General features: G+C 32.4%; 18 protein-coding genes. 4 read left to right on the plus strand and 14 right to left on the minus strand.

Going from position 1 to position 24,884, the window contains the following annotated elements; all coding sequences use genetic code 11:
• Positions 1-72: 72 nt before the first annotated feature.
• The 10 genes from AC1RNE_RS04740 to AC1RNE_RS04785 form a co-directional block, all read right to left on the minus strand.
• Entirely contained in the window at positions 73-1,644 is a 1,572-nt protein-coding gene (locus AC1RNE_RS04740; RefSeq protein ID WP_492799882.1) for an N-acetylneuraminate synthase family protein, read from the minus strand.
• Between the two features lie 278 nt (positions 1,645-1,922).
• Complete coding sequence (locus AC1RNE_RS04745) at positions 1,923-2,978, minus strand: acyltransferase family protein (protein ID WP_492799883.1); 1,056 nt, start codon at positions 2,976-2,978, stop codon at positions 1,923-1,925.
• Positions 2,979-3,100: 122 nt separating this feature from the next.
• Complete coding sequence (locus AC1RNE_RS04750; RefSeq protein WP_492799884.1) at positions 3,101-3,784, minus strand: inositol monophosphatase family protein; 684 nt, start codon at positions 3,782-3,784, stop codon at positions 3,101-3,103.
• Positions 3,785-3,797: 13 nt separating this feature from the next.
• On the minus strand, positions 3,798-4,466 hold the full coding sequence (locus tag AC1RNE_RS04755; protein ID WP_492799885.1) for an acylneuraminate cytidylyltransferase family protein: 669 nt from the start codon (positions 4,464-4,466) through the stop codon (positions 3,798-3,800).
• 38 nt (positions 4,467-4,504) lie between these two features.
• Complete coding sequence (locus tag AC1RNE_RS04760; RefSeq protein ID WP_492799886.1) at positions 4,505-6,898, minus strand: GumC family protein; 2,394 nt, start codon at positions 6,896-6,898, stop codon at positions 4,505-4,507.
• A 41-nt stretch (positions 6,899-6,939) separates the two neighbouring features.
• A complete protein-coding gene (locus AC1RNE_RS04765; RefSeq protein ID WP_492799887.1) occupies positions 6,940-7,770 on the minus strand; it encodes a polysaccharide biosynthesis/export family protein in 831 nt (276 codons plus the stop codon).
• A gap of 70 nt (positions 7,771-7,840) precedes the next feature.
• Positions 7,841-9,514 (minus strand): capsule assembly Wzi family protein, encoded by a 1,674-nt coding sequence (locus AC1RNE_RS04770; RefSeq protein ID WP_492799888.1) that lies wholly within the window; start codon positions 9,512-9,514, stop codon positions 7,841-7,843.
• Positions 9,515-9,720: 206 nt separating this feature from the next.
• Positions 9,721-11,295 (minus strand): hypothetical protein, encoded by a 1,575-nt coding sequence (locus AC1RNE_RS04775; protein WP_492799889.1) that lies wholly within the window; start codon positions 11,293-11,295, stop codon positions 9,721-9,723.
• Positions 11,296-11,367: 72 nt separating this feature from the next.
• Positions 11,368-12,063, minus strand: coding sequence for a hypothetical protein (locus AC1RNE_RS04780; protein ID WP_492799890.1), 696 nt, complete (start codon positions 12,061-12,063; stop codon positions 11,368-11,370).
• A gap of 752 nt (positions 12,064-12,815) precedes the next feature.
• Positions 12,816-14,054, minus strand: a complete 1,239-nt coding sequence (locus tag AC1RNE_RS04785) for a GWxTD domain-containing protein (protein ID WP_492799891.1) — start codon at positions 14,052-14,054, stop codon at positions 12,816-12,818.
• 334 nt (positions 14,055-14,388) lie between these two features.
• Here AC1RNE_RS04785 and AC1RNE_RS04790 point away from each other — a divergent pair, with 334 nt between their 5' ends.
• Together AC1RNE_RS04790 and AC1RNE_RS04795 are read left to right on the plus strand one after the other, a co-directional pair.
• Positions 14,389-15,159 (plus strand): class I SAM-dependent methyltransferase, encoded by a 771-nt coding sequence (locus tag AC1RNE_RS04790; protein ID WP_492799892.1) that lies wholly within the window; start codon positions 14,389-14,391, stop codon positions 15,157-15,159.
• Between the two features lie 142 nt (positions 15,160-15,301).
• Positions 15,302-16,441 (plus strand): glucosaminidase domain-containing protein, encoded by a 1,140-nt coding sequence (locus AC1RNE_RS04795; protein ID WP_492799893.1) that lies wholly within the window; start codon positions 15,302-15,304, stop codon positions 16,439-16,441.
• Positions 16,442-16,492: 51 nt separating this feature from the next.
• Here AC1RNE_RS04795 and mtgA read toward each other — a convergent pair whose 3' ends face one another.
• From mtgA to AC1RNE_RS04810, 3 genes are all read right to left on the minus strand, one after another.
• Positions 16,493-17,296 carry a monofunctional biosynthetic peptidoglycan transglycosylase gene (gene mtgA / locus AC1RNE_RS04800; protein ID WP_492799894.1) on the minus strand — a complete coding sequence of 268 codons (804 nt, stop codon included), beginning with the start codon at positions 17,294-17,296 and terminating at the stop codon, positions 16,493-16,495.
• A 140-nt stretch (positions 17,297-17,436) separates the two neighbouring features.
• Positions 17,437-18,561, minus strand: coding sequence for a radical SAM family heme chaperone HemW (gene hemW, locus AC1RNE_RS04805; protein ID WP_492799895.1), 1,125 nt, complete (start codon positions 18,559-18,561; stop codon positions 17,437-17,439).
• A gap of 221 nt (positions 18,562-18,782) precedes the next feature.
• Positions 18,783-20,015: a M16 family metallopeptidase gene (locus AC1RNE_RS04810; RefSeq protein WP_492803605.1), complete on the minus strand. Its 1,233-nt coding sequence runs from the start codon at positions 20,013-20,015 to the stop codon at positions 18,783-18,785.
• A 299-nt stretch (positions 20,016-20,314) separates the two neighbouring features.
• Here AC1RNE_RS04810 and AC1RNE_RS04815 point away from each other — a divergent pair, with 299 nt between their 5' ends.
• Positions 20,315-21,442, plus strand: a complete 1,128-nt coding sequence (locus AC1RNE_RS04815; protein WP_492799896.1) for a glycosyltransferase family 4 protein — start codon at positions 20,315-20,317, stop codon at positions 21,440-21,442.
• Positions 21,443-21,463: 21 nt separating this feature from the next.
• Positions 21,464-22,111, plus strand: coding sequence for an O-methyltransferase (locus AC1RNE_RS04820; protein ID WP_492799897.1), 648 nt, complete (start codon positions 21,464-21,466; stop codon positions 22,109-22,111).
• A 182-nt stretch (positions 22,112-22,293) separates the two neighbouring features.
• Here AC1RNE_RS04820 and AC1RNE_RS04825 read toward each other — a convergent pair whose 3' ends face one another.
• Positions 22,294-24,636, minus strand: a complete 2,343-nt coding sequence (locus AC1RNE_RS04825; protein ID WP_492799898.1) for a LysM peptidoglycan-binding domain-containing protein — start codon at positions 24,634-24,636, stop codon at positions 22,294-22,296.
• Between the last annotated feature and the right edge of the window lie 248 nt (positions 24,637-24,884).

The raw sequence follows: 24,884 nt of genomic DNA on the forward strand, positions 1-24,884 counted from the left end.
ATTAATAAATGTATAGATTGCTATCAATCTATACATCTATGTTATTTGAAATAAAGAGAACCCTCTTTATGTTTAATTACTTTTATCATTAGGGACATATTTGTGGTGTTCTTTAGCATGAACTTTCTTTTCTTTTTCTCCACATATAATAGTCGCTTTTTTAACATCTTCAACAAATTGTCTTAACTCTCCTTTAGTAATATCCAATGCAACGCTATCAAAGTGTACCCAATCAAGGTTCCCTAATTTAACGTGTTTTTCAATCATCAAAGCCCCAGCACTTATTGCCATCTGAGAAGCCAATGCTCCCACATCATGACTAGAGTAACCTGGAATAATGTTAGGGAAACGTTCGTGACGTATTTCGTTATAATGACGAATTACCGCAATATTACAAGCATCTGGTGGTGCAGGATAAGAAGAAGTACATTGCAAAAGATAAAGCAATCTGTTGTTTGTAGTAAATTCATTTAATACAAATTCCTCATATTCTTTATCCGTAAACCCTGTTGATACAACAATATCACCATCAAAAGTATCTGCCACGTGCTTAAGGTAATTTCTATGGTTAGAAATTGTACTTGGAAGCTTGATTAACGGTAGATTATACTGCAATATATATTCGTAAGAATTTTTATCTAAAACAGATGTAAACCAGAAAATCTCATTCTTTCTACATTCATCAATCAGTACCTTAAATAAATCATCTGTTAATTCAACTGATCTACGATAATGACCTAATGTATTACCAAAAGGAGATTTATAAGGTTTTGCCAATTCAGCTTCACTGTAAAACGAATCAACATCTCTTCTTTGTACTTTAATAATGTCTGCTCCTTCATCCTTCGCCATTCTAATCATTGTTCTCAGACGCTTCTCATCACCAATATGATTATTAGTAAGCTCAGCCACAACCATTGGAATACCAGCAAAAATCTTTTCTTTTACGCCTAAATAAAGGTCATTGTTACTTTTATGTTCAGCGAAATCACTAAAGTTTCCTTGGTTAAACAATCCTATAGAAATATCACTATAAGGTTTTCTTCCAACATGAAGAAGATTGATTGAAGGAACATCAGTCTCTATATAAGATTTGATTCTGATAAAAGTATCTTCTTGTGTACGAAGAACCGCATCTCTGAATTGCTGACTATGCCCTGAATAATCTTCAATTAGCGTAGTGTTAGAATCGTTACCAAAATCAAAACCTAGGAAATATATGTCAAGTTTTTTATTCAATTCTTTTGCCATCACCACTCCTAGACGGATAGCTGAAAGGAACAAGAAATCTGAAATAAAAAGCTCTTCGCCATGTGCTGAAAACAAATAACTTTCTGTTGTTTCATAAGTATCTGGGAAATAAGACACTTGCATACTAGCTACAGAATCTGGCATTTGCTTATCAGAGATATAATAAGAAGCCTTAAAGCCATTTTCTTTGATACTTTGATAAGCCCATAAACTATGTACTAAAGCGATATCTCCTGCATAAAAACGCTCTGAATCATTAATATTGATAACAACTCCATCTTCTAATTGAGATTTGGCAATTTTTCCTAAACTTGCTCCTTTACCAAGTACATAAACTCTATCGGTCTTAGATTTTGAAAATATATTTCTGATTTGGGTCGAGAATGCCTCCATAATTTTACTTTTTGAAGAATTTATAATTTGTTATAATGTGTTATATCGTACGTCTATTACTTCTTTTGCCAAATCGCATGAATTAAATTATCATCTTATTGGCAATTCTTATGATTGAATCATAGTTATAGAAGTAATAAAATCTTACCTATTTTTTTAAACAATAGTTAAAAATGAATGTTAACTAAACGGTACACAATTCCTTCTGCATATCTCTAGCAAAATTAGTACCATAATTTCAAAATAAATTTATACCGATATTTATACTATCTCCGAGCTTACTTCTTTGAAAGATAAGCTAGTACCTTTTTTTCCACAAAAAAATGGAATAAGAAACCTGCGAAAACAGTTAAAATAAAAATAATCAAGAACAACATATTATTAATTGCAGAAGAATACGCTGTTTGAAATTTAAATTTTGCAAACACTCTGCATAATGTAGAAAGGACAATTGGATGTATTAAATACAATGAATAGGAAGCATCACCTATAATGACTAACAATTTAATTTTGGCTGCATTATATATTTTTTGATAATCTATAGATGCACATGCCCAAATTATTAACGCTGATAATGACCCTAAAAACAATTTTGATATCAACATATTCGAGCTCAAATCAAAATAGTTTAAATAAAGAACGAATAGTAATAAAATCACACCGAACGCTATTAAGGCTTTTGTGACACTTATAAATTGTTTTTTATAAAAAAGATATCCTACTACACATCCTAGTAAAAATTCATAATTAGCAGGTGAGAACACAAAACTAGAAAATATGGGTGCATTAGTAATAGATTTTAAAGCTATCGTAATAATCCATATTGCAACAATATATTTAGCTATTCTGAGTCCTAAAAAAATACACAAAGCAAATATTAAATAGAATAATATTTCATAAGTCAATGACCAAGCAACAGAAACGAAATATGTTTTTTGATAAACCAATAAATATTGTTTAACTAAATATATCCAATGGTCAACAGAATGAATATTGAAGATAAATTCATCTCTCATATTCCCATGCATTAAAAGCATATACATGGCAAAGGTTATTGTAGCTACTATCCAATAAATCGGGTAAACTCTAATAGCTCGTTTCTTTAGAAAAAGAAGCCAATTGCCTTTGTTAGCAATATCACCGTAGTGAATAAACATGATAATAAACCCGCTTAACACAAAAAAAAAATCGACTCCAACCCAACCAAATTCAAAGAAACCATTAAAAGGCTTTGTAGAAAAATATTTTTCACCAGTAGATACTAAGTGATATAATACAACTAACATTGCAGCTAAGCCTCTAAAAACTTGAATTAAGTCTAACCTTTTTTTCATAATAATGTGTGTTAGTAACTAATATTTGTAATTAATATTAAATTTTTCACGAGTAAACTATCTTAATATTATGCTTTTATAACTGTAGTATATCTCTTTGAGCAAACAGGTAATTTATATCCCTATTTGTTGTTTAAGATTTTGAAAATATATTTCTCGTTTGGACTAAGAAGTTCGCCTTTATATTCTTTGTTATTGACTACTACTGATAACCCATTTTCTAAAGCTAAGTTCAAGCCAGGGATAATATCCCAAACTTTTGCTCCTTTAGGGTTTTCAAAACTAAAAAATGAGCCCGTTACTACATTATACATATTGTATACAGCACATCCAATAATTCTATATTCAAAGCCAGGAACAAGTTTTAATATATCTTCTTTGGTCAAACTAGATGAAATCCCACAGATTCTTGATTCAAATCTCTCAAAAGTATCTCCTGTTTTTAGATGACTATTAAGCTCAGGAAGTGCTAGCATAGATTCTTTATGAACTCCATACTCATAAACACAAATTGCTACTCCCCACTCTTTTAATCCTGAAGTAAAATTCTCTGTTCCATCAATTGGATCTAAAATAATTACTTTGTCTTTTGTAGAATTAATTAAGTTTTCTTCTGGTGACTCTTCTGAAACTAAGAAATAATCAGGAAAATTTTCTTTAATAAAATCTTTAACTATTTTCTCACAAAGAATATCTCCCTCAGTAACATAACTATCATCTTCTTTTAAAATTCTAGTATTCCTTTTAGATAAAATCTCAGGTAAATAAAGATTGATTTCATTCAATATTAAACTACATATAGACATATTAAAATTTGTTTTAAAACAACGTTGAATCTTCCTTCATTTTACTATAAACCTGTTCCGCAATGAAAAAATCCAGCGGTGTATCAATATCTAAACCCTCTACATGAGAAACAGTATATATTTGAGGGTTTGGTCCGATTATAGTTCTGTATTTTACAAGCGTTTCTCTACGAAGTAAGCATAAACCAAAATTAATAGCTTGAACATCTGTCAATTCTTGGCTCTTAGGATGTTTATCAAGAGAGAAATTCAAAGGCTTATCTCCTCTCCATAAAAATTCTTTAACAATACTAGCCGTAACGATACTTCTATTAGGAGCATCATCAAATTGATTAATACATTTACTAAAAGTCTCTGGTTTAATAAATGGAGAAGTAACAGGCGTATAGGCAACAATATCACACTCCGTATGTTCCCCTAAGTACCAAAAATAGTCATTAGCAGGACATTCTGATGATGCATAAAATGCCTCTCTTTGATGAAAACCTACGCCATGTTTGATCGCCATTTCTATAGCAGCCTCTGAATCGGTGTTTACTATTATTTCATCTATTTCCTTAACTTGTTTTAGCGCATTTATTTTAAATTCAAGTAAAGAAGTATCTCCTCCAAATGGTTTAACATTTTTATCTTTTACTCTTTCAGATCCTTTTCTAATTGGTATTACGGCAGTTATCTTCATTTTATCTGTGTTCCTTATTTAAATATTTTCAATAAACCCTAGCTTTTAAAGCTATCCTTAATTCTAGCCCAGAACGTTGGTTTTTTTGTATCTCCATGATAGCCATAACCGTAGCCATAACCATAACCATAGCCATAACCGTAGCCATAACCATATTCTTTAGAGTTACGATAATCGACTCCGTTAAAGATAATATTTAGCGATTTGAACTTACCTTTATCTTTTAAGTCTTTTAAAACTCTTAAATATGACTTAGGAGTATGTTGGTATCTCATCAAATAGAATACTGCATCTACATATTCTGCCAATATGGTAGAATCTGTTACTAGCCCTACTGGTGGAGTATCCAATACTACATAATCAAACTTTTTACGAAGCTCTTCAATCAAGATTGCCATTTTTCCATTTGACAATAATTCTGAAGGGTTAGGAGGAATAGGACCCGAAGGCAAAACAAACATATTAGGATGCAATGAACTTTGCTTTATAATATCTTCAATATTCGCCTGACCAATTAAATAATTTGATATACCTACTTCACGGGATACTCCTAAATACTCAGAAACTTTTGGTTTACGTAAATCTAGTTCAAGTACGATAACCTTTTTATCCAGTAAGGCAATACTTGACGTTAGGTTAATACTCACAAAAGATTTACCTTCTCCACCAATTGATGAAGTCAATAATATTGCTTTCCCTCTACCATCAATATTAACACCCCCAGCTGCATATTGTAAATTGGTACGAAGTGTTCTGAATTGTTCTGCTAAGAAACTCGTACTCTTCATATCAACAATATTGTCTTTCATTTCTTTTGGCTTCTTACCAATTTCACCAAAAACTGAAATGCCTGTTGTACTTTCAATCTCGCCCTTCGACTGAATCTTATCATTGAAAGATTCTTTTAGATTAATTGCACCTGCTGGTATGATGATACCTATTAATAATGCAATAAGGTATATAAAATTACCTTTGGGTTTTATCGGTCTTGGGTCACTATAAGGTTCATCCACTAAACGGCTATCCGTCACAGTTGATGCATAAGAAATTGCGGTCTCTTCTTTCTTTTGTAAAAGCATCAAGAAAAGACTTTCTTTGATTCCTTGCTGTCTTTTAATGTTTACAAACTCTCTTTCTTTTTTAGGAATCGTACGGATTGAAGATTCAAAACGATTGTTCAATCCTTTCAAACTACTACGAGTAACTGACAATCCTTGTTTCTGGTTAGAAATACTTTCTCTAATTGCGGCTTTAGTATTAGCAATTTGAGTATTAATAGTTCCTAACAAAGGGTTGGCTGCTTCTGTAGTTCTTGCATATTTTTCTCTTTGAATCTCTAATTCATTTAATTTACCTAGTAATCCAATCAATACAGGGTCATTTACCATCAAAGTTGCTGGAGCAGTACCAGTTTGGCTACTTCTTAAATAGTTTTCAACACCGTCTAATACTTTTAATTGAATATCTACTTCATTCATTTTAGTATCATTCTCTTTCACTTTCTCTAAAAACAAATTAGCCTCAACGCTCAAGTCAGTGATACCTTGTGAACTTTTATAAGTTTCTACATCTTTCTCTACATCCCCTAATTCTCCTGTAATTAATCTTAATCTTTGGTCAATAAACTGTAAGGTAGCCGTAGCCTCCATATTCTTATCAGCCAATGCAGAGAAGGTATATGCTTCAATTAGTTTTGATAATACAGCTTTTCCTTTTGTCGGTGAAGCATCTTCCAACGACAATTTTAAAACTGTACTTTTCAAGTTCAATAACTCTACTTTGATATTGTTCTGATACTGTTCAACTAAATAATTTTTATCATAAAAATTAATTTTAATTAAATCATTATCAGTACGATAAAGAGAATCATTCAAGAAAACACGAAAAGCACCATACTTGCTTCTAATATTCTGGCTATAAGCAAACGTTCCTATTGGTTCGCCTGCCTTATTTTGCAACTCAAATTTTTGTCTATTAAGAATTTTAATAAACAATGGCTCTTGATAAGCTAGCTTAGTCAATTCGCCATGCTGTACCCATAATGGAGAGTTCTTGAAAATCTGATCGTAAGGTCTAATTTCTCCTTTTTGGTAGTAAGCTACCGTTAGGTTTAAGTCATCAACTACTTTTTCAATAAGCGTACGAGACTTTAAGACTTCCATCTCATTTTCAACAATTTTGTTGCCAGAAAACATCTCTAGCTCCTTTAACATATCATTGCCACCTATCCCTTTTTTCTCATCTTTAATCAACAACACTGCACCAACTCTGTAAATAGGCACAGTATAACGAAGATAAAAATACGCACCAGCTAATGCAATCAAACAAGAAAACACGAACCAGTACCAATACCTGATATACATTAAAAAGAACTTTCTTATATCGAAACTGCTTTCATTACTCTCAATAAAATCATTTGAATTATCCATCATAATTTCAAAACTTTAATTATCCTTATTAAAAAAATCTCCTATTATTTAAACAATAAATTTAATAACAATACTAATGTAGTGGTTACTCCAGTAGCAATAGGAATCAACTGCAAAGTCCTGTCTGATGAAGTAATTTTACCTTTAGTTGCTTCTATATACAATACATCACCACTTCTTAGATAAAAGTATGGCGTTTCTAAAACGTCACGTTTCGTCAAATCTAGCTTAATGATTTCTCTTTTACCATCTGTAGTACGCATTAGCATTACATTATCTCTTCTACCAAAAATGGTTAAATCTCCAGCCACCCCTAGTGCTTCAGGTAATGATGTGTGATTATCGAGAAGGTTATAAATACCAGGACGGTTTACTTCACCTATAATCGTAAACTTTTGATTTAAATATCTTACACTCGCTGTAGGCTCTTTCAGATACTTCGTTAATTCACGCTTTATTTTCACGCCAGCTTCTTCTAAGGGCAAATCAGCAACGTGTATTTTTCCGATTAAAGCCATTTCAATATTCCCCGCTGGATCTACTAGATATCCGAGTGGCTGATTTCTGACCATACCATTACTAAGACCTCCTGGGAAGTTAGAAGTAATTAATGGCGTAACATTTTGAAAATTGAATACTTCATTTGATTCTGCACTTAGTGAACTAACCGTAATTGCTAAAATATCATCTGGTTGAATTTTAGGAATCAAGGGCGTAATATCTTTCAATGTTGAATAGCGTACTGAATCTAGAGGATCAGTCCCTTGAAAATAGGTAACGTTCTTTGTGGAAACACAAGAAGCGAAAAATAGCGAAAAGCCAACTGCTGCTAAGAGTAGTTTAAAGTTTTTAACTTTTTTTGTTTTAATAAACATATTCATCATAGAATTGATAGTGAAGATGATATTTTGAAAATTATTATAAGATTGTTTAATTGGATTTGTGCTAGAAACTATAATTTATAGCCATTGATATACTACTATTTTTTTCTGTAGTGGTAACGCTTGGGTTATTGTCACTTTGATAATTTACTCTAAAAAATAAATCATGTATAAATTCATATTGAAGCTGTGCTTGTATATAGCTATACTTATTACCAGTGCCCCATAAAAAAGGGTAACTTGTCTTAAAATCTACCTGCTGTGCTCCTGTTCCTATGGCTCCTTTTCTGATATAGTTATAAATAAACTTAACATCTAATCCTCTTATGACTCTATAATGCAACTGAGCAAAAAGTTGGTCAGCATTAGGTCCAATCCAATGTCCTAAGTTATAATTACTGCTTTCAAAAGTCTGTGCCTGTATAAAGTGGATATACGTAAAAGGCTGTATTTTAGAATATTCAAGTGTTAAGTGTAAATTATTGATAGGGAAATCTGCTACACTTGCTCCTATTTGATAGGCCGTATGGTTTCTATTATTACGTTCTATAGCATTTCCTCCAGTTAATGAAAATTCTATTTCATCAACAAAAAAACTAGCATATAGATGTGTTTTAGGAATATGATTTCTTGAACTAAATTGTAAAAAAAACTGAGAGTTAGATATTGTATTGCTGGCATTTTGTCCACTAGTTGCTTCTCCCAGATAATGATTCATGCCTTGAAATAAAGCAATTGGTATTAAATACCCAATTTTAACATTATCATTATAAATAGCCGATTCTCCTATTGAAAGACTTAATCCTTTTAGTGGTTTAAATGTTAAGGCATGAAAAGCCAAATATTTACCACGATATTCAAATTGATTGCTTCCTTTAACAGATGTTTTGTAAATTGACGATGAGTCAATCAAATTAGAGTTTAACCAAGCATGTGCATAAGTAAACGATAGCCATTTTACTGGATTAATATCTAATCGCACCTGTGGGTATGAGGGAGCTTTATCCGACAAAATTATCTTTCCACCCACTCCATAACCAAAATTCAAAGCGGTTTTACCGAAAGTAGCACTTCCCCATTTCCATTTTGCTGTAATAGCTGCATTAATGGTACTGTAATCGAATCTTTTCCCTCCCACTAATAAATCACCTATTCTACCCGGCTCTGCATTAAAGTTTCTTAGGTAGTCATATCCAGCAAATAAATTATTCAATTGGTTATTACGAAAATCAACACTATAACCAATACTCTTTCCTAAATAACCATACATCCAAGCACCTATCCAACGCTGGTTAATAGTCGTACTATTGATGTTTTCTAATTGATAACCAACAATTGGTTGAAGATTAAATGAGAATTGCTTGTCTTGATAAGCCGCGACCCTAAATCTATCGTTTTCATTCGTATGAAAAATACTTTTAAAGGCTTTATCTGCTTCTATTTCTTTGGTCAGATTGCGTTCAATAGTATATTCTTTCAGATAAAAGACTAATTCTTCTTTTTCCAAACTTGTCAATAACTCATGATGATTATTTAGAGAGTCCAACTTGCCACTAATATAAGTTCTAGGCAAGGGTAGCGTGACGTCGTTTAAATCTATTACTCCTTTTTGAGCCAATCTGGATAGATACCCATAAACTGTTTTATAATTAGGTTCATATACTATCTGTGCTTTTGCTTGAAAAGCAAAAAAGAGTACTAATAACCAGAAGATTGACAGTTTAGTAAAAATTTTCATCAAATCGGATATTTTTTAGAATTGTAAGCGAATTATTTGTATGCTAAATTAATCTTGATTAAATGCTTATTTTATGTAAAAGTACGTATAACTGTATTCAATTAACAATTTGCAAAACCTCTTTTAATAAAACAAATTATTATATTATATAAAATTATATAGATATATTTTATTTTCAATCAAAATACTTAATCCAGCTACCCACACTACTTACAAAATTCTTTGTTATCAATATAGAAACGATAATTTACATCTTTAATCAATGTATCTCTTTTGTAAAATATCCAGCCTTGTGCTGGGTTTGGTGAGGCTCTAATAGAATAAGTACCGCCTACTTTTAATTTATAAGTACTACCAGAGCGTTGAGTTCTGGTTAAGGTCATCAAATCTCTCCAATCATTCGCTGCTGCTCCTTGAGGCTGAAATTGAATATCAATTTTAACTGGTACTGCTGGTTCGTTTACAACTTGTCCTTTAGGGCATTCTATAATCAATTCTACATTGACTGGCTGTGGCGGAGGAGCAACAATGTTAACTGGTATTGTTTTCTCGTCACACAAATCAAATGGCTGAGACTGAAAAATTGGTTTAGATAAATCGCCTCCAAATTGATTATTAAAGTTAAATACTTGCAAATATACTGTATTCTTTCTTCTACCTGCCAAAGGATATACAGCACCATTGTTCAAACTAATATATAAATCTCCAATATTCTTTCCTGAACTAACTTCAATTAAACGACAATAATGATAAATATCTAATCCATTATTGGAACTAGTAACTTTAATTGTTGGTCCTTTAACACAAACTGGAATCATTTCACCTAGTGCATAGTACGTCAAAGCTGTTACGTTTGCACTAACATATAATTTACCATTGCTATTTTTTTTAATGGCTGGATTACCTAACATTCTCCAGACATTATTGATATAACCCCAAAATGGTATGACATCTCCTTCTTTTAGGGCTTGCCCATTAGTATGATAACTATTATTGCTAATCTCAATACTTACGCTAGTACTCTTTGAAAGGTTGCTTCCTTCATCAAACTTTTCGTTCATGGCTTTTAAAGAAAAGAAGCCATAAGGAACTAACTCAAAAGGTGATATCTCTTTATTATCAAGACCAACTGCCTGATAGATAGTGTAATTAGAAGGTACAAAATCTCTTGCTATATTTTCAAAATGGGTTAATGTATACGTTAATTGCCCTGATAATTTTTCAGTATTTGGGGCTAGCAAATTTGTACCTGCATTTAAAACAAGACTAACTTGCTCATTTTTCCCATTCGTTTTTAAAGTAGTGGTAGTAGATTCAACGCTTGAACTTTCTATTTTTTTAATATCAACACTCATCCCTTTAGGTAAGTTACTGATATTGAACATTCTGATAGTTCTATTAATATTAGCTGTATTAGTTAAGGTTATATAATTAATATCGGTTAGATAACCCTCTAAACTAGCAACTACTTTAATATTGGCTGGTCTTTTTGCATAATCTGGTGCAATAGCAATACCTAATAAACCCTCGCGACTAATATTAATTTTTTTATTCCCCACCGAACTCACTATTCCTTCTGCATCGTCACCTAAAAAAGTAAATTTTATTTGTTTAGGTATCAATGTAGTATCAGTCGATACGGCATTTTTATAGGTTAAATTAATAGCAGATGATGTAAGCGGATCTTTTATTTTTATAGACACGTCTTCCAAAGGGTTATTACAAGCATATAATGAGCTTATAATAAAAATCAACATTATGGAATATCCAAAGATTTTCATTTTTGATTTTAGGACTTTGTTTCTATTTCTAAAAGATGAATAAGATGCTTAAAAAGTATAAAATCTGTTAATCTATTGTTTGGTCTTGTTAATTCTGAACTTCAACTTAAAATTAATAAAAGGTAAAAAAGAATAATCTTTTATATTTCTTTCGATAATTGGGATGAGTTCATCAGCATTCGTAGTATCAAGCACACCAAAATAATTGCTAACGATTTTTGGTTTTCCCATGTAATAACACCCCAATTCGAAATTAAATCCAACTCTTCTTCTAGGTACTACTCTACCAATGCCTAATCCTACAAAGGGTACAATTTTATTCCAATCGATTCGTAAATTGATTTCTCCAAAATCCTCCGCATTTACTTCTACGCCATCAATATTAATACCCGTGTCAGTATCTATAAAAGACGATACATTAAACTTGTATATATAACTAGTTCCAAGAAATAGGTGGAAACTACTCTTTTTGAAAGGGTAATAGTCAGCCGCTAAGAAAATTTGGTTGAATTTTAAATCAGGTTCAACATTAATAGTTGATTTACTATTAAGATCTACTTTGAAAAGATTCTGGTATTGTAAATAACTAGTACCAAGCCTACCAAAAAAACGATTATTTTTTGAAATATTAGTAGCGACTTCAATACTAGGACCAATAGTACCTACTGATAATCCTATTGAAACATTATGTTTATGAACGTTTGTTGAATCGTCTATAGCATAAACACCTTCACTCCTGCATAGATAAAATGCAAAAAGAAATAGCATGAAAGTTAGATAGCGTTTAGACATATTAAAGAATTAAAATTACAAGTAATTAGATGAAACTTAGAATTTTTGCATTCTTCTAAGTCAAAAGTAAGAACAAATTTCGATTTTCATATAAAAAAATTATTAAGCGGTATATTTTATCTGAATTATATTATTCAATATCAAAATAGTAATATAAATATTATCTATAACGCACCAAAATAGTCCTATTCGAAATATTATTCGCTATTTTCTATTTAAAACAAAACTTATGCATTGCCTTTAATCAAAATACCTTTAATAAAGTACTCAACTATACAAAAGGTATTCATTAGATTTTGTATAAAACATAAAGTGTTTCATTTAAGACATCCATTTAGATAACATCTATTCGCAAGGGCATTCTCCTTAATCTTAAGTAGCTTTATCAATATTTGTAAAAATTGTACTTCTTCAAGATTCCTTCTAAAGGAGGAGGAACTCTAATGGCAAGCTAAAAAAAATGATTTAGAAAATGAATTTCTATAATTACTGTTAATAATTATAAAATATACGGAGGGGATTTATTCTAGGTAACATTTGGAAGAATATACGGCAGAAACAAAAAGGGAAATGGGTAAATCAAAGAATGTAAAATAAACTAACGAAGAGAAACAATAAACCCACCCAAGGAATAACTTTAGGTGGGGTCATGATAGTATATTAATTGAAGAACTGCATTACTTTACCATTGAAATGATAATTGAGCATTCCTCAAAATGGTTTTATGCTTAAATTTTATCTCCATTTCGCCATTGTTCAACTGTTGGAAACCAGATGGATTGGTACTCTGCATAACGTTGTAGTTCGTAATGGTCGTCAGCAAATTGATTAGCCCTTTTTGTAAAAGTAAAATTTACTTCCGAGTATTGGCTATTACGTGTATATGTCCATACTTCTTTGTCTTTAGTGCGCGTAATTCTGGTTGGGTCGCCCATTACGATATATACCATCCCTTTATCCGTTTTCCAGCCTTCTTTATAGCTTGTAAAAAGCCTATTGGCTTGTTCTACTCTTTGATAAAAAGACTTAATCGTTCTTTTGGCTGTTCCTTGGTTTCCTTGCATGATATTTAACCAATAATTATCTAACGAACGCTTAGGGTCTTTAGAATTATACAAATCGCTTGTTTCAGCATTAGTACTTACATAAATCAAAGGTCTCACTAACTTCTCTGGACGAGTAACTTTCGGGAAACGCTTATCTGACACTACCATCCCTATTCCATAAGATTCTGTGGTATCTCTCGTAAAATAATAAAGTGCATCACTCTTTAGGGTGATGGGCTGATTACTTGCCACCGTAAAAGAAGAATCTACATAAAGGCTTTTGGTAGCCGCTCTTGGTGTAGTAGACATCGGTGAAATGGCCGCCTCAAATTCATAACGATATTTAAAAACCTTAAATGTTTGCTGTTTGCCTGAAAGGCTTTTTAGCATGACAGTATCTTGGACTGTGAAGTAATTTCTTGCAATGGGCGTTTTTCCATTTTTATTGAAAAACATAAAATAATCACTTGATTTTCCCGATTGAAATCTTAGGAAACAATCATTTAAGATTTTATTCCCTGTTCTCAAATCTCTTATTTCAGTAAGAGCCAAGCCTGTTAGTAAATCTTTAGGTTTAGGAATATCAAACCAAACTGTTAATAGCCCTCCTTCCTGACTAGCATTCTCTGTAGTAATAGCTACGTTACCATTCCCCAAACTTGTTTGTTTTGAATTATAGTCTGGATAAAGATTATAGGCAATGGCAAAATCTTTGGTTGCTTCAGCCAACGTAAATGTTCTATCAATATCAATACTTAAAAAAATCCTTACTGAAGTACCATTATCTAAAAATCTACTTTTACTTAGAAATCTCTGTAAAAGCACTTTATTATCACTTTGTTCTTTGCCTTTTTTAGGTGAAGTAGGACTACAACCTGCCAAAAACATTATAATCGGTATAATAAGAAGTATTTTTTTCATCAGTTTAAATGAATAGCTACTAGCTTGAGAGCTAATTGCATTGATAAATATTAGAAATGTTGACACAAATAAAAACGTCAATTAATTAGATGCTATAACGAAGTTTTGAGTTTATAACGAATTCAATTTAACAAGTATTTTCCTCATGTCAAGCAAATGCCTTAAATTTGGAATAAAATTAAAAATTATTTTTAATTAAAAGATTTACAATCGGAAAAGTCATTCACTAAAAACTATTAGTGAGCTATGTAAACAATTGATTACAAGCTTATTATTACTAAAACATAAAAAATTCAAAGATTTTAAAGTACAAATTCCTTTTTTACTCAATATCATGTATAAAACAACCGAGATTGCTTCTTCAGAAATTATTTCAGATAATCCTGTTCATCAACGATTATTATTTCCCTACATTGAAGCCGCTAAAATTGTTTCTGGAAACTTGTTAGAAATTGGCTGTGGAACAGGAAGAGGAGTAGCTGTTTTAGCTCCGTCTGTTTCAAACTATACAGGCGTTGATAAAAATGAGCCTTTGATGAATCAATTGACGGCACAATATCCTTCGTTCAAATTTATTGATATGTTTTTACCCCCATTAAAAGGACTAGCTGACAATACTTTTGATTATATCGTTACTTTTCAGGTAATCGAGCATATTGAAGACGATAATGAATTTATCAAGGAAGCTCATAGAGTATTGAAACCGGGTGGAAAGCTTATTTTGACAACTGTTAATAAGAAGTACTCTCTTTCAAGAAACCCTTGGCATGTTAGAGAATACCTAGCATCGGAACTTAAAAATCTTATTCTTAAGCATTTTGCTAGTATCAAAACACAAGGAGTGCATGGTAATGAGAAGGTAATGAGCTATTATGAAGAAAATAAACGCTCTGTAGAAAAAATTACCCGATTTGATATTTTTAATTTACAGTATCGTCTGCCTAGATGGATGTTGCAGATACCCTATGATATTGCTAACAGAATGAGTAGAAATCTTATTCAACAATCAGATAATCAATTAGTAACAGGTATTACTTATCAAGATTATTTTTTATCTGATGATGCAGAGGAATGTTTTGACTTTTTTTATATCGCAACTAAGTAAAATTTTAAACAAAAGTTTCTATATTGCGTTGTGCTTAATGAGATAAAAAGTTAGGCACAATTCTTTTTTGTTAAGATTAACAAAAGGATTATTCTTATCCGCCGCTGAGTTAAAATCCAAAAAATCTAACAAATCATTAACAATGGTAAAAACCAGTTTTATTAACCAAGTAATAGGCATCTTATTACTGGGTTTTATTTTATTTGCATTTACTCCATCAAATAAAATTAATCGATTTGTATTTAATGTTGACTATGAAAAAAAAGTACAAGTTGGCGATGATGTAAGCTTTATCTTCCGTGTTGGAGATAATGTACATAGAGTAAAAGTATATTCTGATAATAAAAGTTTAGGCACAGCCATGGTTGAATCGAATAAGGCTGTATTCAGGTTCCTTTTCGGCTACCCAGGTGTTAAACAATTAAAATTTGTCGGAATATCTGCTAGGCATGATACGGTCAATGTATCATACGGACAAATCGTAGTCTCTGGTAAAACATTTGATAACAATGTTACCATTCTAGAACGCACTAATACAGGTAGAAATAACAAGTTATATGCCTCGATTGATGAAAATCTATCACGTGATAGAATGCTACCGAAATATCAATATTCAGACAATTTTACTACTTCGTTCAAGTTCCCTCCTACTCCAAATGAAGACCCTCTGGGAACAAACCAAAATGTTTATACGACAGCCATCGGACATCCTACGGCTGACGAAGCTCGTAATTTCATTTCGGACATCAGTCAAGATGCTCAGTATTTATCTCAAAAATATCAAGTTCCTGCCAGCATAATCATTGCGATGTCTGCCTTAGAAAGCGGTTATGGCTTTAGCAGGAATGCAGTATATGCTAACAACTTCTTAGGCATCAAACAATGGTGGGGAAATCCTTCAAATGCATATCAGCTGAAAGGTCAGCCTGATGAACATCAAGGAAAAGTTGGAATTATAAGAGTTACTGACATTGGTCAATATATCTACGATGAAGAGAATCGTCCTGATAACTGGTACAAACGCTTTAATTCTAGAAGAGATTGTATGACTTTTTTGGTAGAAGAAATCTTCTTACACAAAACAGGTCAATGGAAACGTGATTACAGCGATATACCTAAATTTTACAGAGGGCAATTAGCAGCAGGCGTAGAAAAATATTCAGCAGCCTATACTTTTGTTTATTCAATTGGTGAGAAAGGGTATTCTCATAAAGGGGGTAAGTATTATGCCGATAGAGTGATGAAGTTAGTTGATAAATATAATTTAATCGCTTATGATTAATTTAGAAAGTATTTTAAAAATCGACTCTCTAAATTAACCATTTGCTTATCTCTACAACTCAGCGATGTAAGCTTTCCCTCCTAGTCCTCTCATTTGGCGAGTGATAAAGTTAGTTCTTCGTTGAACATACTTTGAAGGATTCGTAATAGAAAACCTATTAGGGCTTGGCAAGACGGCTGCGATTCTGGCAGCTTCTGCTCTGGTGATTGACTTAGCATTGTGCCCATAATATCGCAAAGATGCGGCTTCAACCCCAAAAGTCATTTTCCCCATTTCAGCCACATTCAAATACACTTCTAAAATTCTTTGTTTGCCCCATACGATTTCGATTAGAAATGTAAAATACACTTCTAATACTTTTCTGACATAGCTGCGTCCTTGCCAAAGAAAAACGTTTTTAGCTACTTGTTGCGAAATAGTACTTGCTCCTTTTATTTTTTTTCCCTTTAAATTATAGCGAAAGGCACCCCACATCGCATTGAAATCAAAGCCAAAATGCTGAGGGAATAGCTGGTCTTCAGAAGCTACTACAGCCAAGGCTGCCTCTTTAGAAATATTTTCATAAGGTTCCCAATCTGAATGAATTTCCGAATCTCTTCCATCAAACAATGCTGTTACTTTACGGTCTATCATAGTTGGGGTTACCCAAATCGGAACAAACTTTAATACCAATACCCACGCTAGGGTGATAGAGATAAAGTAAATCAAGAACTTAATAAAAAGGGAAGCTATATATTGAAAAATGGGATGGCGTCTATTAAATATCCCAAAGGTCTTCCATGAAGATTGGAATAAATTGGGGTTTAAATTTGAGTTCTCTTCTGGCGGAGGAGTTCTGAACGTATTTTTTGCCATGTAATATCACGATTAATTTTTATTGACTATTAATTCTTTTCTATTTACGCTTCAATAAACAGTACAAAGAAAGAATTATAATACAAATTTACGATGTTTCGTAGAAACGTATTTCTGATTAATAAAAAAGAGTTAAAAATTTAAGCGATAAATAAATCTGAGGCAATTCTATCTACAAACAATTTTCCTTTTTCTGTAATCAGCAGCGTATCGTCTTTAAGGTAAATCAGTTTTTCAACAAACTGACTTTCAAGAATCTCTTTTTGATAATCAAGGAAATCATTTCCTAACAATTGATTGAGCTTATCTACATCACATCCCCACTTTGTTCTTAGTCCTGTGAGTAAATATTCATTGATTCTATCTTCGTTGGTCAGTAACTCAATGGTCGTTGGAACGAGACCTTTCTCCAATGATTTTAAATATTGAGTGTTATTAGCAATATTATATTGGCGACTTTGATGATTGAAGCTATGAGCCGAAGGCCCAACTCCTAAATATTCTTCCTGTTTCCAATAACTGGTATTATGTCTTGCGTATTGGTCATTTCGAGCGAAATTAGAAATTTCATATTGTTCAAAACCATTATCAGCTAAATGTTTGACTAATATCTCGAATTGTTGACTAGCAAATTCATCATTGATTACTTCAATTTTCCCTTGTTTCAGCCATTTTCCAAAAACAGTTTTGGGTTCTATCGTCAAACAATAAGCAGAAATATGATTAAGCCCAAGGTTAGTAGCTTTCAATAAGTCATTTTCAAAAATAGCGTGACTTTCCGAAGGAATAGCATAGATTAAATCGACCGTCAAATTATGAATACCACTATCTTGAGACAACTTAACACAGGTTTCAGCTTCCTGAGCAGTATGAATCCTATTGATTTTCTTCAGATGATTTTCGTTAAATGATTGAATCCCAATACTCATTCGATTAATACCAAATTGTTGAAAAAGTATTATTTTTCCCTTTGTCAAATCATCTGGATTGGCTTCTAAAGTAATCTCTGCACCTTCATTTACGCTAAAACATTGATAAATTGTTTCAAAAATCAAGGCTAAATCATGCTCATCCAACAATGAAGGCGTACCTCCACCAAAGTAAATAGTGTCTAATTGCTTGTGTTGAAGATAATCCCTTTGAAGTTTTATTTCTTGGCAAATCGCTATGATGATTTCCCTTTTTAACTTTAGCGAAGTGCTAAAATGAAAATCACAATAATGACAAGCTTGTCTGCAAAAAGGAATGTGGATATATAAATGCAAGTGTCTACAGCTTTAAAGATAACAACTTTAAGGCAATTAAATTTTTATATAATATTGAAGCTGTTTAAACTTTCCCTTTCGGGTTAAACTAAGTCTTTTAGAATAGCTTGTTCCAAAATTTACTCTACGTAGCGATGCTATGCTTCCCAAATTTTGAAAAAATCAATTCAAAAATACAATACTTTCACCTAAGAAACGGAAAGTTTAAACAGCTTCATTAATTACTCGGGCAAAAATGTCAAATAGCTCAAGTCTTTTTCTTGAAACATTTCGTTGGCTAAATCTTGTAATTGACTAGCCGATACTTTCTTGATTTGCTCAAATAAATAATCAAGACTATCTATTCTATCAATGTCTAAAAGACTTTTGGCCATCATCAACATGAAACTCATATTCCCTTCTTCCGACATCGCCATTTGCCCCATTAACTGGTCTTTGGTATTTTGTAGTTGCGTTTTAGTCAAGGTAATATCTCTCAACTTTTTCAACTCTTTCAAAATCAAATCGTTTACTTTATTCAATCGTTTTACTTCGGTAGCAAAATAAATTCCCCAATATCCCGTATCAATAAAAGGCGTGTAGCCAGCATCAATGGCATACACCAAGCCATTGCGTTCGCGTACAGCCAGATTCAACCTTGAATTCATCCCAAACCCTCCTAATAAATTGACCAACATAAAGAAGGGTAATCGCTTATCGTCTGCCAATGCGAATGATGTTCTTCCGATAGCAACATGGGCTTGCGTAATACTTCTTGTAATGCTGATATTCTGAGGTTTGTAATCTGCTGGAGGAATCCTGATTAAATTAGAAGATTTAGCAGGAATATCTTTTAAAAACTTCTCAACCAACTGTATTACTTTTTTAAAAGGCAAATTACCGATAGACGAAAAAATAATTCTTTCAGTATCAAGATTCTCAGCGATAAAGTCAAATAAATCTTTTTTATTGAAATTTGAAACGCTTTCCTGATTTCCCAATGTATTTTTTCCCAATTGATGATTAGCAAAGACAATTTCATCAAAATCATCTTGAATAGCATCTTCTGGTGAGTCATAATACATCGCCATTTCTTCTAAAATCACTCCACGCTCACGCTCCACTTGTTTATCTGGAAAACTAGAATGAAAGGTAATATCTGCTAATAATTCTAATGCACGTTCATAATGAGGAGTCAGAATAGAAGCATGAAAACAGATTTTCTCTTTCGTAGTATAGGCATTCAACTCTCCTCCAACTATTTCTAATCGGTTGATAATCTGCAATGACGTACGCTTTTTAGTACCTTTAAAAGCCATGTGTTCCCAAAAGTGAGCCAAGCCTTGCTGATGAGCTTTCTCATCACGGCTCCCCATATCCAACATGATTCCAATGTGTGAAATCGCTGTATGCGTTACTTGTCGATGTACTACTCTAATGCCATTCGATAATCTATATTCTTCTATTTCTAACATGCTTATCATTTACGAGCAATTTTATCAATAATATATTGCTCGTTTTTTATAAAATATAATCTAATTTAAATACAAAGTTAAGTAATTTTAAGCCTTGTTATATCATAAAACAAATAGTGTTAAAATATTCGTCACTAGCATTCTGTGCTAGTGATATTTTCCTATTATTTACGATAACAAATCATTCTCATTTTTATTTAACCCAATTCAAGGTAATTTTGTGCAGAAATCTCTGAAATTTATTTTCATTTGATTCAAAAGTTAAAAACAAATCACTATCCACCAATTATTTAATAAAAATGAAAATCGGGTTTGATGCCAAAAGAGCTTTTAACAATAATACGGGTTTAGGAAATTATAGCCGATTTATCATTGATGCTCTTTTAAAATATAGCGCTGAAAATACTTATTTTGCCTACACTCCTAAGGTAAGCACAGCTCCCTTTACTGAAAAATACCTAACGACACCTTCTCTTAATTTCAATCTCAGAATGCCGACTTTCAAAAAACTGAAATCTTTCTGGAGAAGTTTTTTGATTACTACTGATTTAAAAAAAGATGGTATCGAGGTATTTCATGGACTTAGTAATGAATTGCCTATTGGTTTAAAAAGAAACAACATCAAGGCTATTGTAACCATCCACGATTTGATTTTTGAGCGTTACCCAAACCTATACCCAGCCTTCGATAGGTTTATTTACCAGTTGAAATTCAAGAAAGCTTGTCAATATGCAGATTTGGTTATCGCTATTAGTGAACAAACCAAACGGGATATTATTGAATACTACCAAATTAATCCAGAAAAGATTGCCGTAGTTTATCAAGATTCCGATGATGTTTTTAAGGAAAAACTTAGTGAGGAAGACATTGAAGCGGGTAAAGCTAAATACAATATTCATAAAAAATACCTGCTTTGTGTAGCTACTATTACCGAACGAAAAAATCAGTTATTACTTGTAAAAGCATTTCATAAATTACATCTTTCAGACTATGAATTAATATTAGTAGGAGGAAAATCAGTCTATCAAAAACAGCTTGAGGAGTATATATTGGAACATTCACTTAGCAATATCAAAATATTTAACAAAGTGCCTTTTGCAGACTTACCAGCTTTGTATCAAGGCGCATCCTTGTTTGTTTATCCTTCGCTATTCGAAGGCTTTGGCATTCCTATTCTAGAAGCCCTCCATTCGGGGATTCCTGTTATTGGGGCAACTGGTTCATGCTTGGAAGAAGCAGGTGGAAAAGGTGCTTTATATGCAAACCCAGCAGATGTAAACGATTTGTCGAGCAAGATTTTACAAGTTTTATCCAACAAAACAATGCAGAAACAAATGGTTTTAGATGGACAACAACACGTTGCTCAGTTTTCGGCTGAAAATATTGCCTTACAATTACAATCACTTTATCAGCGAGTTTTATCATAATAATCTTTTAAAATTATCACAATGGACTTTTTACCTAAAAATATCAATGATTATTCGGAAAGTCATACTTCTCCAGAAAGTGAATTATTAGCTAATCTTAACAGAGAAACACACGCTAAAATACTTCAATCTAGAATGCTTTCAGGGCATCTACAGGGAAGAGTGTTATCAATGTTTTCCCATATGTTGCAAGCTAAAACTATCTTGGAGATTGGTACTTATACAGGTTATTCTGCATTATGTTTGGCTGAAGGATTAGTTGAAGGTGGGAAAATTATAACGATTGATATCAATGAAGAATTGGAGAGCTTTACAAAACAATTTTTCTTGTCATCCGACTATTCGGAAAAGATAGATTACAGAATTGGAGATGCGGCTGAAATCATTCCTATGCTTTATGAAACATTTGATCTTGTCTTTATTGATGCTGATAAAATGAGTTATCAAAAATATTACGATTTGGTATTTGATAAAGTACGAAAGGGTGGTTATATCATTGCTGACAATGTACTTTGGAGTGGAAAAGTCGCTAATATTGAGCCTAATAAAAAGATTGATAGGGATACTCAAAACTTATTGGATTTCAATAAGATGTGTCATGAAGACCCGAGAACTGAAAACATCCTGATGCCTATCAGAGATGGATTGATGATTTGTAGGAAGAGATGAGGAGACTTTAGGACTGGAGGACTTTAGGATTTTTAGACTTAAGACGCTAGACAAAAGACAAAAGATGTGCTTGCATATTATATCTTATGTCTAACATCTTAAAGTACTTAGTGTTAAAGTCTAACGTCTCAAAGTCTTGTATCTAGCGTCTTAAAGTCCAGAGTCCTAAAGTCTCCTCCTCCTCACTTCTTAATCAATATCCTCTGCCCTACGCTTACTGAGAAATTCTTGAGGTTATTCCATTTTACAATTTGCTCTACAGTAACACCATATATTTGTGAAACCTTGAATACCGTTTCCCCTACCTTCATAGTATGGTATATATTATTTTCACTAGGCTTTATTACCTTCTTGATAGGCTTAGGCGTAACAGACCCATAATCACTTGTTTCAACGAATTTACTACTATTTTTAGAAAACCATAATTGCTGGTCTATTTCTACAGTGTTAGTAGTTAAATCATTCCATGCTTTAAGGTCGGCAACAGTAACTCCATGTAGTTTAGCAATACTATAAAGTGTCTCTCCAGCATTTACAGTGTGGATATTTCTAGAAGAATTCTTAATTGCTTCTAAATTTTTTCTGTCTACTTCTTCTTTTGTAATTATTCTAGGGATTTCAGTCTTGGTATTTGCGGGGTCATCGTTTGTCAACACCTTACTAGGATTATTGATAATAGTTGGCGTTCTATCAGTCGCTTCTTTAACCTTTACATCCGCAACTTTCTCATCCTTTTTACCATCCAATTTCTTTTCACTTTCATAAGCTCCAGAAATAGGTGTACTCCTCACCTTATACACTTTGATAACTTGTCCTACACGTAGCTTTTCATCAAGCCTTAAATCATTCAAGGTTAAAAGTTCACCTATCTTCATATCATATAGTTGAGCTATTGAAAAATAAGTGTCCTTTGCCAATACTGTATGATTTTTTAACTCTTTAGTTACTATTTTTTCTTCTATAATAATTTTCGGAGGGCCTGCTGGGTCAGTAAAAATTGGTCTTGTTTTATCACTGACCTGAGTATTATCTTTTACTACAGGCACTGTACCCTCTTTGGTAGTAACTTTATTATCAATTACGCCCGACCCTGAAGGCTTATTATCTTTAATAGGAACTTCAGTTGGCTTCTCCTCCTTTGGTTTATCCAGAATTACGACAGATTTAGTCGTATCTACTTGTTTTGGAGGTGTCGATACGATAACTGTTTTTTCAACAGGGTTCACTTTAGGCATCTCCACATATTGAATCGGCGTATCTGGTCTCGTATCAATCAACCATAATAGCCTTCCTTTTTGTAAACGCTGTAAGGATGCTATTCTATTTTTTGCCATTAAGTCTTCTAGATAAATGCCATACATCTGCGAAATAGACCAAAGTGTTTCTATATCCTGAACAGTATGATAAGCCACCATTGCCTTGCGGTCTTTTTTCTTTAGATAATAAACTTCGTTAGGAATAATTCTGCTATCAATATCCAAATCATTGTATTTTAAAAACCTATGCAGATTAACATCTGCTCGGCGTGCTATACTTTCTGGTGTATCCCCTTCGATAGCCATTATTCCCTTTTTCCCATTAATCTCAAAATAAATAGGCTCTGTTTTACTATTCCCTTGTGTGAGACGCACCAATACAGGAAAACCTAAATCATTTGTATTATTTTTATTACCATCATTTTTTTGATTGGCATTGTTCTGACTCAATTCTTTAAACTTCTGTGTAGTCATCGGTACATACACAATATAGTCTTTGTCTTTAGGCACTGATGAGCTTTTTAACCAAACATTATTCACGGCTATCACCGAAGGAGCTACCGATAATTCATTCGCTATTTCAGTAATGCTCTTGCCTCTACTATTACTATACTCATATAAAAAATCACTTTTAGCATTATTTTTTACTTTGTTGTATTCAATCTCTAATAGATAGCGATGAGCCAAAAAACGAAGTAAATACCAATCTGTAGTATTTGTAACCGTAATTTCCTTTTTATTTGCCCAATCTGTAGCAGGGTGGTTTTTGATAGCTCCCTGCCCGATACGATAAGAAAGCACTGTAGTCATCCAATTGTTTAACAACGAATTACTTCTGTTCAGATAAATAGCTGCTGCTTTAGTAGATGCCGCAAGGTGTTTTCTTTCATCTACTATCCCATCTACCCTTAAGCCTATTTCTTTGGCAGTTTCACTTTTAAATTGCCAGTAACCTACTGCCCCAGAAATAGAGATGGCATCTGGGTCAAAAACACTTTCTTGTACACACAAATACTTTATTTCATCGGGGATACCAGCATCAGCTAAAATCTTTTCTATGACTGGAAAATGTATCGCCATTTTATCCACCAGTACATCAAGGTATTTACGGTTATTGTTTAAACTCTGTATTTCTTTTTCAATAATACCCTTAGCATAACTATCATATTTTACGTTGATAGACCCAACTTTAATACTACGAGGCAAAGACTGACCTCTAGATAAAGTGTAAGAAAAAAGCATTAAAACCACCAAAAAATACTTGTTCATAATTTAGAAATTCTAAGAGAAATAACATGAAAAGAGTAAGCTTCCATCCTATTTACCACATAATTGATTTATTTCCTTGAGTTGTAATCCAATAAAAGATTAATAGCTTATATTAAATTAATGAAGATAAAAAATTTACCTAAAGTAATATTAAACCTTCAATATTTAATTATCTCAATAAAGATATCTAAAAATACCTTGTCTTAAATTAGTGGAGTATTAAGGGTTAATTATTGTAATTTCAGTCA

It is taken from the genome of Arcicella sp. GW822-FHT02H01, from assembly GCF_058802005.1.

What these genes read in the sequence shown, in the direction of transcription:
- AC1RNE_RS04770 (WP_492799888.1), bottom strand. Translation starts at nt 9,514, where the DNA reads ATGAAAATTTTTACTAAACTGTCAATCTTCTGGTTATTAGTACTCTTT.
- AC1RNE_RS04785 (WP_492799891.1), bottom strand. Translation starts at nt 14,054, where the DNA reads ATGAAAAAAATACTTCTTATTATACCGATTATAATGTTTTTGGCAGGT.
- AC1RNE_RS04745 (WP_492799883.1), bottom strand. Translation starts at nt 2,978, where the DNA reads ATGAAAAAAAGGTTAGACTTAATTCAAGTTTTTAGAGGCTTAGCTGCA.
- AC1RNE_RS04775 (WP_492799889.1), bottom strand. Translation starts at nt 11,295, where the DNA reads ATGAAAATCTTTGGATATTCCATAATGTTGATTTTTATTATAAGCTCA.
- AC1RNE_RS04740 (WP_492799882.1), bottom strand. Translation starts at nt 1,644, where the DNA reads ATGGAGGCATTCTCGACCCAAATCAGAAATATATTTTCAAAATCTAAG.
- AC1RNE_RS04825 (WP_492799898.1), bottom strand. Translation starts at nt 24,636, where the DNA reads ATGAACAAGTATTTTTTGGTGGTTTTAATGCTTTTTTCTTACACTTTA.
- AC1RNE_RS04760 (WP_492799886.1), bottom strand. Translation starts at nt 6,898, where the DNA reads ATGATGGATAATTCAAATGATTTTATTGAGAGTAATGAAAGCAGTTTC.
- AC1RNE_RS04765 (WP_492799887.1), bottom strand. Translation starts at nt 7,770, where the DNA reads ATGTTTATTAAAACAAAAAAAGTTAAAAACTTTAAACTACTCTTAGCA.
- AC1RNE_RS04780 (WP_492799890.1), bottom strand. Translation starts at nt 12,063, where the DNA reads ATGCTATTTCTTTTTGCATTTTATCTATGCAGGAGTGAAGGTGTTTAT.
- AC1RNE_RS04795 (WP_492799893.1), top strand. Translation starts at nt 15,302, where the DNA reads ATGGTAAAAACCAGTTTTATTAACCAAGTAATAGGCATCTTATTACTG.
- AC1RNE_RS04790 (WP_492799892.1), top strand. Translation starts at nt 14,389, where the DNA reads ATGTATAAAACAACCGAGATTGCTTCTTCAGAAATTATTTCAGATAAT.
- AC1RNE_RS04815 (WP_492799896.1), top strand. Translation starts at nt 20,315, where the DNA reads ATGAAAATCGGGTTTGATGCCAAAAGAGCTTTTAACAATAATACGGGT.
- AC1RNE_RS04810 (WP_492803605.1), bottom strand. Translation starts at nt 20,015, where the DNA reads ATGTTAGAAATAGAAGAATATAGATTATCGAATGGCATTAGAGTAGTA.
- AC1RNE_RS04820 (WP_492799897.1), top strand. Translation starts at nt 21,464, where the DNA reads ATGGACTTTTTACCTAAAAATATCAATGATTATTCGGAAAGTCATACT.
- AC1RNE_RS04750 (WP_492799884.1), bottom strand. Translation starts at nt 3,784, where the DNA reads ATGTCTATATGTAGTTTAATATTGAATGAAATCAATCTTTATTTACCT.
- AC1RNE_RS04755 (WP_492799885.1), bottom strand. Translation starts at nt 4,466, where the DNA reads ATGAAGATAACTGCCGTAATACCAATTAGAAAAGGATCTGAAAGAGTA.
- mtgA (WP_492799894.1), bottom strand. Translation starts at nt 17,296, where the DNA reads ATGGCAAAAAATACGTTCAGAACTCCTCCGCCAGAAGAGAACTCAAAT.